Origin of the sequence: Flavobacterium selenitireducens, assembly GCF_014748335.1 — a bacterium.
Lineage (GTDB): Bacteria > Bacteroidota > Bacteroidia > Flavobacteriales > Flavobacteriaceae > Flavobacterium > Flavobacterium selenitireducens.
The window spans coordinates 386,787-400,866 of record NZ_JAAVIY010000001.1; the positions used below are offsets into that span (position 1 = coordinate 386,787).

General features: G+C 50.1%; 10 protein-coding genes. 8 read left to right on the forward strand and 2 right to left on the reverse strand.

Annotated features, from left to right (window positions below):
- Positions 1 to 32: 32 nt before the first annotated feature.
- Entirely contained in the window at positions 33 to 467 is a 435-nt protein-coding gene (locus HC229_RS01720; protein WP_191018704.1) for a Cif family virulence factor, read from the reverse strand.
- 288 nt (positions 468 to 755) lie between these two features.
- On the opposite strand from HC229_RS01720, the gene panB reads away from it, so the two are divergent.
- From panB to ypfJ, 7 genes are all read left to right on the forward strand, one after another.
- Positions 756 to 1,574 (forward strand): 3-methyl-2-oxobutanoate hydroxymethyltransferase, encoded by an 819-nt coding sequence (panB, locus tag HC229_RS01725; RefSeq protein ID WP_191018705.1) that lies wholly within the window; start codon positions 756 to 758, stop codon positions 1,572 to 1,574.
- 117 nt (positions 1,575 to 1,691) lie between these two features.
- On the forward strand, positions 1,692 to 2,381 hold the full coding sequence (locus tag HC229_RS01730; RefSeq protein ID WP_191018706.1) for an RluA family pseudouridine synthase: 690 nt from the start codon (positions 1,692 to 1,694) through the stop codon (positions 2,379 to 2,381).
- 86 nt (positions 2,382 to 2,467) lie between these two features.
- On the forward strand, positions 2,468 to 3,814 hold the full coding sequence (locus tag HC229_RS01735) for a hypothetical protein (RefSeq protein WP_223845492.1): 1,347 nt from the start codon (positions 2,468 to 2,470) through the stop codon (positions 3,812 to 3,814).
- Between the two features lie 39 nt (positions 3,815 to 3,853).
- Positions 3,854 to 5,182, forward strand: a complete 1,329-nt coding sequence (locus HC229_RS01740; protein ID WP_191018707.1) for an aldehyde dehydrogenase — start codon at positions 3,854 to 3,856, stop codon at positions 5,180 to 5,182.
- Positions 5,183 to 5,227: 45 nt separating this feature from the next.
- A complete protein-coding gene (locus tag HC229_RS01745; protein ID WP_191018708.1) occupies positions 5,228 to 6,022 on the forward strand; it encodes a DUF2189 domain-containing protein in 795 nt (264 codons plus the stop codon).
- Positions 6,023 to 6,166: 144 nt separating this feature from the next.
- Positions 6,167 to 10,177 (forward strand): PAS domain S-box protein, encoded by a 4,011-nt coding sequence (locus tag HC229_RS01750; RefSeq protein WP_191018709.1) that lies wholly within the window; start codon positions 6,167 to 6,169, stop codon positions 10,175 to 10,177.
- Between the two features lie 20 nt (positions 10,178 to 10,197).
- Positions 10,198 to 11,055, forward strand: coding sequence for a KPN_02809 family neutral zinc metallopeptidase (ypfJ, locus tag HC229_RS01755; RefSeq protein ID WP_191018710.1), 858 nt, complete (start codon positions 10,198 to 10,200; stop codon positions 11,053 to 11,055).
- Here the strand turns inward: ypfJ and HC229_RS01760 are convergent, their stop codons facing one another.
- Entirely contained in the window at positions 11,056 to 12,588 is a 1,533-nt protein-coding gene (locus HC229_RS01760) for a YifB family Mg chelatase-like AAA ATPase (protein WP_191018711.1), read from the reverse strand. It lies immediately after the preceding gene.
- 240 nt (positions 12,589 to 12,828) lie between these two features.
- Between HC229_RS01760 and HC229_RS01765 the strand changes: the two genes are divergently transcribed.
- On the forward strand, positions 12,829 to 14,028 hold the full coding sequence (locus HC229_RS01765) for a sensor histidine kinase (RefSeq protein ID WP_191018712.1): 1,200 nt from the start codon (positions 12,829 to 12,831) through the stop codon (positions 14,026 to 14,028).
- Positions 14,029 to 14,080 lie beyond the last annotated feature (52 nt).

The window sequence follows — 14,080 nt, forward strand, 5'->3', positions numbered from 1 at the left end:
AAGTAGCGCGACCGAAAATTTCGCGTTTCCTCCTAAAGCTTTCTCCTGGTGTCGACGCAATACAGGATTTTCCAACCGTCGGACGCTTTGGCGAGGGAAAACGAATTGACACCTCCGTGGCTTAACTTCCCGTTGATGTGGAATTCGTATTTCGTCCAGACGTGGGCCATGCTGCCGTCTTGTTTGATCTCCCACGAAAGCAGTTTTTCTTCGAATTTCACGTTGGAAGGCGTCGTCGCGATCGATTTGAAGAATTCGGGTACCGATTCCACGGTGATCTTCGGTTGCCCGCTTCTTTCGCTTATGGAATGCATCGCAATTTCCTTTGCCAACGTTTTTCGCAGGGCGACGGTATCATGGGCGTGGAAAGCGGCAAAAAAGTCCTCTATCGTTTTTTTGATGGCCGGATCCTGGGCAAACGTAATTTGGGATAACAGGATTGCCGAAAGAATAAAAAATTGTTTCATGATGATTGATTTAGACGTGGTTAGTAGCCGTTTTTGGTTAATGTTACAATTTCCGCATCAGGTGATGTCGCGTTAGGGATTGGAGCGATTGCCTGAGCTCTTTGTGCGAAAACCTCAAAGGTTTTTAACCCGAAGCGAACCGAATTGTATGCAGCGCAGCGAAATAAAACCTTTGAGGTTTGGAGCGCAAAAGCGAGTGCGCAAAGCCCGGCCGCAGGCAACGCCAAAAAAAATCGCCGATTGTCGTTTGTCATCATTACCTTTACATTCCTCATTAAAAAAAACAAAATGTCAGTTGCCAAAAAAGACTACAAGCGCATCACTACGCAATCGCTGATCGAGATGAAACACAACGGAGAGCGCATTTCGATGCTTACCGCTTACGATTTCACGATGGCCAAAATGGTCGATACTGCGGGAGTCGACGTGATACTCGTGGGAGATTCCGCCTCGAATGTCATGGCGGGTCACGAAACGACGTTGCCGATTACGCTCGACCAGATGATTTACCATGCTTCGTCTGTGGTTCGCGCCGTCGGACGCGCATTGGTCGTGGTCGATTTGCCTTTCGGAAGTTATCAGTCCGATCCTAAAGAGGCGCTTCGTTCGGCCATTCGCGTAATGAAGGAAAGCGGCGCCCACGCGCTGAAACTCGAAGGCGGCATCGAAATAAAGGAATCCATCAAGCGCATCCTGAACGCGGGAGTTCCCGTAATGGGACATTTGGGGCTGACACCGCAATCGATTTACAAGTTCGGTACTTACACGGTTCGCGCAAAAGAAGAAGCCGAGGCGCAAAAACTCATGGAAGACGCCCAATTACTTGAAAAACTGGGATGTTTCGCCATCGTTCTCGAAAAAATTCCGGCTAAGCTCGCCGAGCAGGTCGCAAAAAGCGTGAGCATCCCGATAATCGGAATCGGAGCCGGCGGCGGTGTGGACGGACAGGTACTCGTCATACACGACATGTTGGGTATGAACAACGAGTTCAGCCCGCGTTTCCTGAGACGTTACCTCAATTTGTGGGATGATATGATCAAGGCGCTCGGCAACTATCACGAGGACGTCAAAAGCGGAAATTTCCCGAGCGAAAAAGAACAATATTGATTGATCCTGATAGCGCTTTGTAGTTAGGTTTTATCGGCGGCTTATGCTGTTGCCAGGTAATTTCCAAACCTAAAAAGTTTTCAAAGCCAGGCTCTCCTCTCAAAACGCGACCGTGTCATGAAGACCGTATCAAACAAGCACAACCTCCAAATACTTTACGAAGACAACCACATCATCGTCGTCAACAAGCGCGTGGGCGACATCGTTCAGGGCGACAAAACCGGAGACAAGCCGCTTTCCGAGGTCGTCAAGGAATACCTAAAGGACAAATACGAAAAGCCGGGCGAAGTGTTCCTTGGCGTGGTGCACCGCCTCGACAGGCCGACTACGGGAATTGTTTTGTTTGCCCGAACATCAAAAGCGCTCGAACGCATGAACGAGATGTTCAAGAACCGGGTCACCCAAAAAACGTATTGGGCCGTGGTGAAGCAGCGTCCTCAAAAAGATGCGGCCGTGCTCGAACATTTTCTCAAGCGAAACGAAAAAAACAATACGTCCAAAGCGCATCTCAAAGAAGTTTCGGAAAGTAAAAAAGCGATTCTTGACTATAAAGTAATAAAAGAACTCAACAATTATTACGCTCTGGAAATCAATCTGCATACGGGTCGACATCACCAGATCCGTGCCCAACTTTCGGCCATCGGTTCACCTATAAAAGGCGATCTAAAATACGGCTCGGACCGCAGCAATCCTGATGGCGGCATTCATCTTCACGCCCGCAAACTTCAGTTTCTACATCCGGTGAAAAAAGAGCCGGTCACCATTATTGCGCCGGTTCCTGACGATGTTATCTGGAAAGCGGTGTAACATATCCGTTAAATTTTGCAATGGCTTGCGACAATAGCCGATCGAGCCGGAGCGTTCTAACCCATAGTTCACTTAAAATACAAACTATGAGAACGTTAGCCCTTTTGTTGCTTTTCGGATTACCAACTTACGCCCAACTTCATTTTGGTGGTGCCACCACGTCTCAACGCGTAGGCTTGATTCACGCAGGGAACAATCCGGCTGAGCTCGCGAACCTGAATTCGCGATATGAGGTGCAACTTTTTGCGGTAAGCGCAAATGCCAACAACAACAAGATCGGGTTTGGCGACTTGTTTGGAAGCGAACGTTTTGAAAACCTCCTTTTCAGCGGTACCGAAGCGGTCGATCTGCGGTTCGACGGCGAAATCTACGGGCCCGGCTTCGGTTACAAATCCGGCAGATGGGCTTTTGCATTGGCATCGAAAGCATACGGAAGACTGGATTTGGTCGATGTGGACGTCAATATAGGAGACGCGCTGACCACTGCTACGATAAATGCACTCATCACAGGAGTCACGACGATAGACAACAATTCCAACCAACGCCTCAACGGCACGACCTGGGGCGAGATCGGCTTTGGAAGCGCCTATACGTTTTTGGATGACGGCACTCACAAATTCAGCGGTGGCGCGACATTTAAGTTACTTTTTCCAGGCTCCTACGCCAATTTCGGGGCCGATCGGTTCTCAGGAACGATCAGCAACAACCTTGGCGATGTCACCCTGACCGACGCGCAGGCCAATCTTAACATTGCCTATTCGGGAAATCTCGGAAACGAATTCACGAAATTCGGCGATTATGCCCGTTCCCTTTTTGGAAGGCTCGGCGGTGTCGCAGCAGATTTTGGCGTGAATTACAGGTTTACGGATGAAGCCGATCCCGGCAATTATCGGATAAACGCCGGGCTTTCGCTGCGCAACCTCGGTTCGATGAAGTTTCGGTCAGCAAACAATTCCGATACGAATTATGTCCTTTCCGTCCAGGGAGTTGAGTCTCTTGACCTAAACCAATTCCAGAATGTGGAAAGCCTTGAGGAAGTGGAAGATTTACTGCTCGCAAGCGGCTATCTCAACCGCACCGAGAACACTAAAACCGATTTTAAAGTGAAGTTGCCGACGGTTTTTTCCGCTTACGCCGACGTAAGGATCGTCCCGAAGTTTTACGCCTCGGTATATCTGCAGCAAAAGCTTGGTCAGGACGATGCCAACGACCAGATCACGTACCAAAATACGATTTCGGTCACGCCCCGTCTCGCGCTTGAGGATTTCGAGATTTGGTCCAATTGGACGCGAAACGAGATTTCGGGTGTCTCAGGCGGCATCGGATTCCGGGCATACGGCTTCTATGTCGGTTCGGGATCGATCATCACCAACCTGCTGAGCGACAACAAACAGGCAGATGCGTTTATCGGATACGGCTTCGGTCTCGACTGATGCGCAAATTCTGACTATATTTGGGTAAAACCACCCGATATGGAATCCCGGCCCACCGTCTCACAGCGAAAGGAAACGCTCAAAAAACTGCTTCACGTCCTGTCGCTGCGCGAAGACGCCATCATACAAGCCCTGCGTGACGATTTCGGAAAGCCGGCGTTTGAGACCGTTCTAAGCGAAACTTTCATCGTGTCCTCGACGTTGAAATCGACGATACGCAATTTACGTAGTTGGGCCTCGGACGATTGGGTGTTTCCGTCTGTGTTGAACTTTCCTTCTTCCGATCGCATCGTAAAGGAACCTTACGGAAAAGTGTTGGTCATTTCCCCTTGGAATTACCCGTTCCAGTTGGCGCTGCTGCCCGTGATAGCCGCTTATGCAGCGGGCAACTCGGTTATCCTGAAACCCTCTGAGCTCACACCGAACACTTCCAGCCTCATATCGAACATCGTCTCGGAAGTATTCGACCCTGTCGACGTCGAGGTCTTTCAGGGCGGATCGGACGTAGCAGAGAAATTGCTCGAAAGGCGTTTTGATTATATTTTCTTTACGGGAAGCGTGGCTACGGGCAAAAAAATCGCCGAAGCCGCAGCCCGAAACCTGACGCCGGTCACATTGGAACTCGGCGGGAAAAATCCATGCATCGTTACTTCAAGGGCAAACCTCAAACTGTCGGCCCGGCGCATCGTTTGGGGAAAATTCCTCAATGCGGGACAAACCTGCATCGCGCCTGATTTCCTGTTGGTCGAAGCGTCCGTAAAGTCCAAGTTCATTGCGATGCTCAAAGCAGAAATCACAGCGGCGTTTGGGGACGCTCCGGCAAATTCCCCGGATTTGGCACGCATCATTTCCGACAAACACTGGGAACGGCTCGTTGGCCTGATCGACGCGGAAAAGGTCGTGCACGGCGGGCAATCCGACAGGGAATCGCGTTTTATCGCGCCTACGTTGCTCGACGAAACCGACGGCGAAAGCCCCGTAATGCGGGAAGAAATTTTCGGTCCCATCCTGCCCGTGGTCGGATACGACAACGAATCTGACCTGGATGCCATTATCGGACGGTATGAAAAACCGCTGTCGCTCTACGTCTTTAGCGACGACAGAAGTGAATCTTCCCGGATCATGCGACAGTTTCCTTTCGGAGGCGGCTGCATAAATGATGTCGTCTGCCATTTTGCGAATGAGCGGCTTCCGTTCGGAGGCGTCGGACATTCCGGTATGGGCGCCTACCACGGAAAGCGCAGTTTCGATACGTTTGTCCACAAAAAATCGCTTACCCGAAGAGGAACCTGGCTCGACATCCCACTGCGCTACGCTCCCTATGAAAACAAAGTCGAATTCTTAAGAAAATGGTTCAAATGGCTGTAATCCCGGCTAAAAATCCTTAAACTTGTATTCCAAAAAAACATCCGGATGGAACGCACCCAAAGACGCCTCGAAGAAATTAAGACAGAAGGATATCGCATCGATTTTTCCGATGCATTCAACGACGCATTCGAAATTTATAAGCGGGTCGCTTTAATGGCCGGGCTTGCTTTTATCGTGTGTATCATCACGATTGCGCTTCTCGCTGGTGGCATCGCCTCGGTGTTTGCCATCACTTCAGGTACGGCCAATTATTTCTCGCCTGAGGATATCGCGGCGCTGTCTGGTGTCAACCTTATCATTTACATTTTGTCGACGGTAGTGCTTTCCGGTTTTGTAAGCCCGTTTTTGGGCGGACTTATGGTTATGGCCCGAAATGTAGACGCCGGTGAGGATGCCTCGTTCAGCGATGCGTTTTCGTGTTTTCGACAGCCGTACTTCGTGCCGTTGTTCGTCCAGAGCGTTTTGATATCGGCCGTTAGCGTAGGTGTTTCCCAGATAATCCAAACCTATGCGCCGGGAATCGGGTTTTTAGGCACGCTGTTCAGCCTGTTTGTTTCGTTCATCACGATGATGACCGTGCCATTGGTTGTTTTTGGGAATATGCCGCCCGTTGAGGCGATACAGGGTAGCGTGGTCGTAGTGATGAAAAGTCCGGGAACGCTGTTGGGCCTTGTGATTTGCGCCGGATTGCTGTCGCTGGTCGGACTGATCGCATTTTGTATCGGTATTTTCTTCACGGTCCCGTTTTTATATGTGATGTATTATGTGATCTACAAACATTCGGTAGGGATTACCGTCCACGACGAAATCGAGGATATAGGCGAATCTGACACTTTTTAACTTCCATTCCTGAATAATATCTCAAAGCCACGGTCGATCCCGTGGTTTTTTTATGGATTATGTGAGGTGCGACTCAGGATTTTTTTACACCCTTGTTTTATAATTCGCATATTTTCATATTTTTAACTCGCAAAAAATAGCTTTATGCCCGCATTGGGATGCTTCCCTCTTTTTGTTTTCCCTTCTGTGTTACGACCTTTGCTTTGGCTCGAATCCATCGCGGGCCGCGACCGTTTTTATTCACAGGAATGGTTCCTTGCACTCATGCTCGTGTTGACCGGGGCGCTGCTCTATCTGACTTTTAACCAGAAGACGAGGTTCAACAAGGACTTTGTGTCGAACTATTCCGAAATCGATTCCAATCCGGACCAGTTCCGCCTGTACTTGCTCTTTTTCGGGATTATTTTCTCGGTAACCGAACTCTTTCTCGAATTTTTCAACGTCCGGCTCGAAAGCGAATTGCTAGAAAACATCATTTTCAGCACCGTGCTGATCGGATTGTATTACGCAAGCGGCAAGTCGGCGTTTCTTTACCGGAATATCCGAAAGGTTTTCCTGATCGCCTTCAACGGCTATCTGCTTTACCTGACATACCAACTCACGAAAGGACCGTTTGAAGTGATCACCATCACGGAATTCCTGCTGACGTATTTTTTCTCGTTCAGCGTTTTTAAGACCATCCGGCACTACCTGACGTTCGTCGTAGCTACTTTCGCGTTGCTGTTCACGCTTTTAATTACCGAAACGCTGGACGAGCAAACCGTCGCCATACTCTTTAACGGGTGCCTGATCACGACGGTCTTCCACTACACCAAACACATAGGGCAACTCAACGCAAAAGACAAATTCCTGTTCGCCAACGAGATCGTCAACAAAGGAAATTCACTTATCATTGCCACCAACCGGAAAGGGGAATTGTTGTTTTGCAGCGAAAGCGTGAGGTCTATCCTCGGATATGAGCCCGAAGAAGTCATGGGTCTCCAATTCTGGAAACGCACCGAAGACGCCGATTTCATCGGGGAATCGTATCACGACGATTACATAGACGGTCGGCTTTACGTCCGGAAACTGCGCTGTTCCAACAGGGAATTGCGATACATCCAGTGGAAGGACAAAAAGTACTCCGACAACCTGTTCATCGGAATTGGCCAGGACATCACCCACCACGTCCAAATCCAGAACCAGTACAAAAACCTGATCGAATCGGCTTCGGACATCATTTACGAAACCGACCGCCACGGCAATTTCACCTACGTCAACCCGTTTACCGAAACGACGCTTGGCTTTTCGGCAGAGGAATTCTACGAGCGCCATTACAGCACGATGATTCGCGATGATTATCGGCAAAGCATCCGCTCCCAATACGATCGGGCGCCGAAGAATCGCAGCTCCTATCCTATCCAGGTATTTCCGTTTGTCCGTAAAAACGGCGATAGCCTTTGGGTGTCCCAAAGTGTCAACATCAAACGGAACGACCTTGGGAAAATCACTGGATTTTCGGTCATCGCACGCGACATTACGCTGGTCAAGTCGCTTGAGGACGAGAAAATCCTGAAGGAAAAAAAGGTCATACGCTACAACAACACCCTTAAAACGTTGGCCGCCCAGCGCTTCACGGATCTCGAGGAATTGGAGGACGTATTGGCCCAAATCCTGGAAATGTCGGCGAAAAGCCTCAATGTCGACCGCGGCGGATATTGGACGTATAACAAGGAAAGCATCGTCTGCATCGCGCTATTCGATACGGAAAACCAATCGAATGCGCCCTATCTGTCATTGGAGCGCAACGAATATCCGCAGTATTTTACAGCATTGGAAAACGAGCGACAGGTCGTGGCGTCGGACGTCACCAAAAATTCCCAAACCGCCGAACTTTGCCGCAACTACATTAGGAGAAACGGTATCAAATCCCTGCTCGACACTCCGATTTTTATCAACGGGGAGATTTCGGGCGTGATTTGCTTTGAGACGTTGCACAAGCATTGCGATTGGGACAATGAGGACATTACTTTCGCGAGGTCCGTTTCAGACCTTACCGCAATCGCGATCGAATCCCACATGAGGCGACAGGCCGAGAAAAACCTTGCCTATAAAAGTGAAATTTTGACCGCGATAACGCACAACACGGGCAAATTCCTGATGAGCCGCAACACGGATGAGCTTTTTGCAGGTATCCTGAATTCCGTCGGGAAAGTAACCAATGTAGACCGCATTTCGTTCTTCGTGAACAATGAGCGCAACCAGACGATACAGCAAAAACACCGTTGGATGGGACCCGTGGAAGGCGTCACCCTGCCGAATCCTTCACTCGAGGCTTTGCCCCACGAAATGGTCCGGGACATCATCGATGCCATGCGAGAGAATCGCCCGTATCACTCGGTGGTGCGCAAGATTCAAAATCCTGTCACGCGCGAATTGCTCGAAAAACTCAATTCGACGTCTCTGCTTTCGCTTCCGCTGTTCATCAAGCAAAAATTGTACGGCATGGTCGTTTTCGACGTGACCACCGAACGCGAATGGACGCGCGATGAGATCACGATCCTGGAATCGCTTGCAGGCAATATTTCGCTCGCCATCGAACGCAACATCAACGAGACGATCATCAACGAAAGCGAAGAAAAATTCCGGTTGCTTGCCAATAATATCCCGGGAACGGTCTATTTGCTCAACGCGGACGACTCCGTGGAATACCTTAACGACGACATCGAAAAACTTACCGGATATTCGCGTGAGGCGTTCTTGTATGAAGGTTTCAAGTTCTATTCGTTGCTACACGAAGACGATGCTGCCGAAGTCATCCGCCTGAGACAAGCGGGTGCCGACAAACGCGAGCCGTTCCATCTCGAGTATCGCATCCGGAAACGGGACAGTTCAATTGCCTGGGTCGAGGAATTTGGGGACGTGATCGTGCGGCAAGACAAACTGGAATTCGTCGAAGGCATACTGCTCGATATCACCGAGCGCAAGAAAAACGAGAGCGCGGTAAAGGAAAAGGAATTGGCCGAGGCCGCAAGCCGTTCCAAGTCAGAATTTTTGGCCAACATGAGCCACGAGATCCGCACGCCGCTCAACGGCATCATCGGGTTTACCGACCTCCTGATGAAAACCAATCTCGAAAACATCCAGCGCCAGTACATGAACACGGTCAACCAATCGGCAAATGCGCTCATGGAAATCATCAACGACATTCTCGACTTCTCGAAAATTGAGGCCGGAAAACTGGACCTGACGCCGGAAGAAACCGATCTGTTCAAACTCTGCCACCACATCATCAAGCTCATCGAATACGAATCGCGCATCAAACATCTTGACGTCATCCTCTCGATTGCCGACGACGTGCCAAGATGCATCGTCGTGGACGAAATCAGGCTCAAGCAAATCCTGATCAACCTGATGAGCAACGCGGTAAAGTTTACCGAAAAGGGCTATATCAAGCTTTCCGTTAAGGTTGGAGAGCGCTCGGACGACAAAGTAAAGTTGCATTTTTCGGTTACCGATACGGGAATCGGCATCCGGAAATCGAACCAGGAAAAAATATTCGACGCGTTTTCCCAGGAAGACAGCTCCACGACCAAGAAATTCGGTGGCACCGGACTGGGATTGGCCATATCGAACAAGCTACTAGGGCTGATGAACAGCAGACTCGAACTCAAAAGCGCATTCGGCCAGGGAAGTATGTTTTATTTTGATGTGGAACTGGGACTTTCCGAAAGTTGCGATTTCGAGCCGGTACTATCGGTTGAGGACCAGCTCGATTTGCCCGGCCTGGAAAGGGAATCCCCGCGCATACTGATCGTGGAAGACAATAAAATCAATATGTTGCTCGCGCGCACCCTCGTCAAGAAAATCCTGCCGCAAGCGGTCGTATTCGAATGTTCTAACGGCCAGCAAGCCGTGGCAGACTTCCGCAACCTCGCTCCCGACCTCGTTTTTATGGATGTCCAGATGCCGGTCATGAACGGGTATGAAGCTTCGAAAGAAATCCGTAAATTTAACGGGGCGGGCGTTCCAATAATTGCCTTGACGGCTGGTACGATCAAGGGCGAACGGGAAAAATGCCTCGAGGCCGGCATGCACGATTACATTCCAAAACCTATCGTTGAGGAAGATATACGCGAAATTTTGTCGGTCTGGCTTAGAAAAAAAGAAGTGTAAACCAAGAAAAAACAAATCACATGAAATGGCAAGGTCGTAGCGGAAGCGGAGGAAATCTCGAAGACAGACGGGGCATGTCCGGAGGAAAAGTTGCCGCAGGTGGCGGAATCATAGCGGTGATCGCAATCATTGCCCAAATGTTTTTTGGCGGTGACTCCGACGCAGGCCAGCTAATAAACGAAATCCAGAATCAGAGCGTACAGACACCAACCGAGCAGCGCGAACTTACGGCCGAGGAGAAAAAAATAGGGGAAATGGTTGACGTGATCCTCGGCGATAACGAAGTGGTCTGGAAACAGATTTTCGCCGAAAACGGCATGACCTACAAAGAACCCAACCTGGTCCTTTTTACAGAAGCCGTCGAAACTGGTTGCGGCAGCGCGACATCTTCGGCTGGGCCGTTTTATTGCCCGACCGATCAAAAAGTCTATATGGACATGGCGTTTTTCAAAGAGTTGCAGGACAGGTTTGGAGCTAAAGGCGGTGATTTTGCGATTGCATACGTGATCGGGCACGAGATCGGACACCACGTACAGACATTGCTCGGAACTTCCCAAAAAGTTCGTGAAATGCAACAAGGCATGAGCCAGTCACAAGCCAACAAACTTTCAGTGGCACTCGAGCTCCAGGCCGATTTTTACGCCGGCCTTTGGACCCATTACAACGAAAAACGCGTCCAGATGCTCGAACCGGGAGATATCGAAGAAGCCATGAGTGCGGCTCAAGCCGTCGGAGACGATGCGATACAAAAGCGAATGCAAGGGCACGTCGTTCCCGATTCGTTCACGCACGGTACATCCGAGCAGCGAATGAAATGGTTCATGAAAGGTTTCGAAACCGGCGACATAAAGCAAGGCGACACTTTCGAGAACCTTTAGTTACCCGAGCCAACCCTCTCGGTCCAGGCTCCTGTACTGGATGGCCTCCGCAATATGGTGCGGCAGGATTACATCCGAATCATCGAGATCGGCGATCGTACGCGAAACCTTGAGAATGCGGTCGTATGCCCTAGCCGAAAAATTGAGACGGTCCATCGCAGTCCCTAATATCTGTACGGATGCATCGTCTAGCCGGCAGAACTTACCGATGTGGCGCGCCGTCATCTGGGCGTTGTAGTGAACGCCGTCGATCTCCTCAAAGCGCGCGGTCTGGACTTCTCGGGCCTTTGATACGCGAAGCCGTATTTCCGAACTGCTTTCCGCTTTGCGCTCCTCGCTGAGTTTTTCGAACGGCACCGGCGTTACTTCTATATGCAGGTCAATGCGATCCAGGAGCGGTCCTGAAATCTTGTTCAGGTAGCGCCTCATTTCGGACGATGTATTCGATACCGGAGCCGATGTTTCCATAAAATAGCCGCCAGGACTAGGATTCATGCTCGCCACAAGCATAAACGACGAAGGATACGTGATCGTGAATTTGGCGCGCGAAATCGTGACTTCCCTATCCTCGAGCGGCTGGCGCAATACTTCGAGCACCTCCCGCTTAAATTCCGGCAGCTCATCGAGAAACAGTACGCCGTTATGGGCCATGCTGATTTCCCCAGGCTGCGGAAAGCTGCCGCCTCCAACCAATGAAACAGACGAAGCCGAGTGATGCGGGCTCCGAAAGGGCCGCTGCCGCATCAATCCGACGTCCTTAAGTTTTCCTGCAACACTGTGGATTTTAGTCGTTTCCAAAGCTTCACGCGTAGTCATGGGAGGCAAAATGCTCGGGAGCCGCTTGGCCAGCATCGTTTTTCCCGCTCCCGGCGGACCGATCAATATGATATTGTGTCCTCCTGCGGCCGCGATTTCCATGCAGCGTTTTATGGATTCCTGGCCTTTCACATCCCGAAAGTCGAAATCCGGAAATTCTGGTTGTACGAACGTCGTCCTGCTATCGATGACCGTGGGTTTGAGACTGCCCGTTCCTGAGAAGAAAGCGATGACCTCGGCAATGTCCGACGCCCCGTAGACATCAATTCCGGAAACGACGGCCGCCTCCATCGCATTTTGGGCCGGCAAAATAAAGCCTTTGAAACCTTCCTGTTGGGCTTTGATCCCGATCGACAGCGCTCCTTTTATGGGTTGGAGCTTACCATCGAGAGACAATTCACCCATGATCACATAATGACTTATGTCGTCTGGTTTCAGTTGTCCGGATGCGACAAGAATGCCCAATGCGATCGTCAAATCGTAAGCCGATCCCTCCTTTCGCAAGTCGGCGGGCGCCATATTGATCGTGATCTTTTTTCCGGGAAAATGGAGATTGTTGTTTTTAAGGGCGGCGGCAATGCGATAGGCACTTTCCTTGATCGCGTTGTCCGGCAATCCGACAAGATGGTATCCGATACCCTTGTCGGTATGGACTTCTATCGTTATGGTCGTGGCTTCAAGGCCGAAAACGGCGCTTCCGAATACTTTTACTAACATGGCGTGTACTTTTTTAAATGGCTGATATTGGTAAAGTTATAAAAAAAATATAAAGCCGAACCCGGGAATCGCACAATTTTCACGAGCCGGTTACCGACGCCGTTTCGCCCAAAATCGTAAAATTTGCCGCTATATTTTTGTTAATCAGTTCGAGCAGTTGCAAACGAATTCTTAAATGCGGGTTTCCGCATCCGACAGACGAATTTGTGCGTATATCTTTGCAAAACCAAATTTAACCAAATGATTACCGCCCCAATACCGCCCAACGACAGAGAGCGCCTCGATGCTTTGCTCAGCTATCGCGTACTCGATTCCCAACCTGAGAAAGATTTTGACGACATCACCAAACTCGCCGCCGAGATTTGCGGGACATCCATTTCGGTCATTACGCTGTTGGACGAACAACGCCAGTGGTTCAAATCTTCGGTAGGGCTTGACGTAGCCGAATCGGAAAGGGAAACTTCGTTTTGTGGCCATGTCGTGGCGCAACCCGACCAAAACCTGATCGTGGAAAACATGCTCGAAGATGAGCGTTTCCACGATAATCCATTCGTTGCCGAGGGAGGCGTCCGGTCGTACGCCGGGATCCCAATCGTGAATTGCGACGGGTACGCCCTTGGTGCGTTGTGTGTGATCGATCACAAGGTCAAAAAGCTCGCGCCATTCCAGATCGACGCACTGGAAAAACTGGCGAACCAGGTCACAAAGCTACTGGAACTCAGGCGCAACAATTACAGGCTTGTCGAAAGCCATAATGCGCTTGCCCAGCGATACCAGGATCTCGAGCAGTTTTCCCACGTCGTTTCCCACGATTTGAAATCGCCTCTGAACAACATTACGCAACTTGCTGCAATGTTCTCGGAATCATATGGCGCGCGTCTCGACGACCAGGGAAGGCAAATGATCGGGTATATCGGGCAATCGGCAAAAGAACTCAAGGGCCTTATCGATGGGATCCTGGAACATTACAAATACGATACGGTCGATGTCACACAACGGGAGAAAATCCGCCTGAGGGAATTTTCGGAATATATCGTGGCACTGCTCCATCCAAATGCAGACTTCGAATTTATCTTTCCGACCGACGATTCGCGGTTGCGGTCGAACAAAATGGCGCTTGGTCAAGTGCTGTACAATCTTGTCGCGAACGCCGTCAAATATAACGACAAGGAAAAAGGCGTAATTGAAATCGGATACGAACAGGTCGGTGAAAACGTCGTTATCTTCGTGAAAGACAACGGGCCCGGCATTCCCGAATCCCAGTTCAGGAAAATTTTCGAGATTTTCGGCACCCTCGGCAAAACCGACCGCTGCGGCAACAAAGGAACCGGAATCGGTTTGTCGACCGTTCACAAACTCGTCTCCAAACTCGACGGTCGCATTGATGTGCAGTCTGAAATGGGAATCGGCTCTACATTCAGGATAACGCTCAGGAAATGACAACAAATCGCAGCTTTGAATTAATGTTTTGTGAAACCGGACGCAGGACATT

What these genes read in the sequence shown, in the direction of transcription:
- panB (WP_191018705.1), top strand. Translation starts at nt 756, where the DNA reads ATGTCAGTTGCCAAAAAAGACTACAAGCGCATCACTACGCAATCGCTG.
- HC229_RS01720 (WP_191018704.1), bottom strand. Translation starts at nt 467, where the DNA reads ATGAAACAATTTTTTATTCTTTCGGCAATCCTGTTATCCCAAATTACG.
- HC229_RS01765 (WP_191018712.1), top strand. Translation starts at nt 12,829, where the DNA reads ATGATTACCGCCCCAATACCGCCCAACGACAGAGAGCGCCTCGATGCT.
- HC229_RS01745 (WP_191018708.1), top strand. Translation starts at nt 5,228, where the DNA reads ATGGAACGCACCCAAAGACGCCTCGAAGAAATTAAGACAGAAGGATAT.
- HC229_RS01760 (WP_191018711.1), bottom strand. Translation starts at nt 12,588, where the DNA reads ATGTTAGTAAAAGTATTCGGAAGCGCCGTTTTCGGCCTTGAAGCCACG.
- HC229_RS01750 (WP_191018709.1), top strand. Translation starts at nt 6,167, where the DNA reads ATGCCCGCATTGGGATGCTTCCCTCTTTTTGTTTTCCCTTCTGTGTTA.
- ypfJ (WP_191018710.1), top strand. Translation starts at nt 10,198, where the DNA reads ATGAAATGGCAAGGTCGTAGCGGAAGCGGAGGAAATCTCGAAGACAGA.
- HC229_RS01730 (WP_191018706.1), top strand. Translation starts at nt 1,692, where the DNA reads ATGAAGACCGTATCAAACAAGCACAACCTCCAAATACTTTACGAAGAC.
- HC229_RS01735 (WP_223845492.1), top strand. Translation starts at nt 2,468, where the DNA reads ATGAGAACGTTAGCCCTTTTGTTGCTTTTCGGATTACCAACTTACGCC.
- HC229_RS01740 (WP_191018707.1), top strand. Translation starts at nt 3,854, where the DNA reads ATGGAATCCCGGCCCACCGTCTCACAGCGAAAGGAAACGCTCAAAAAA.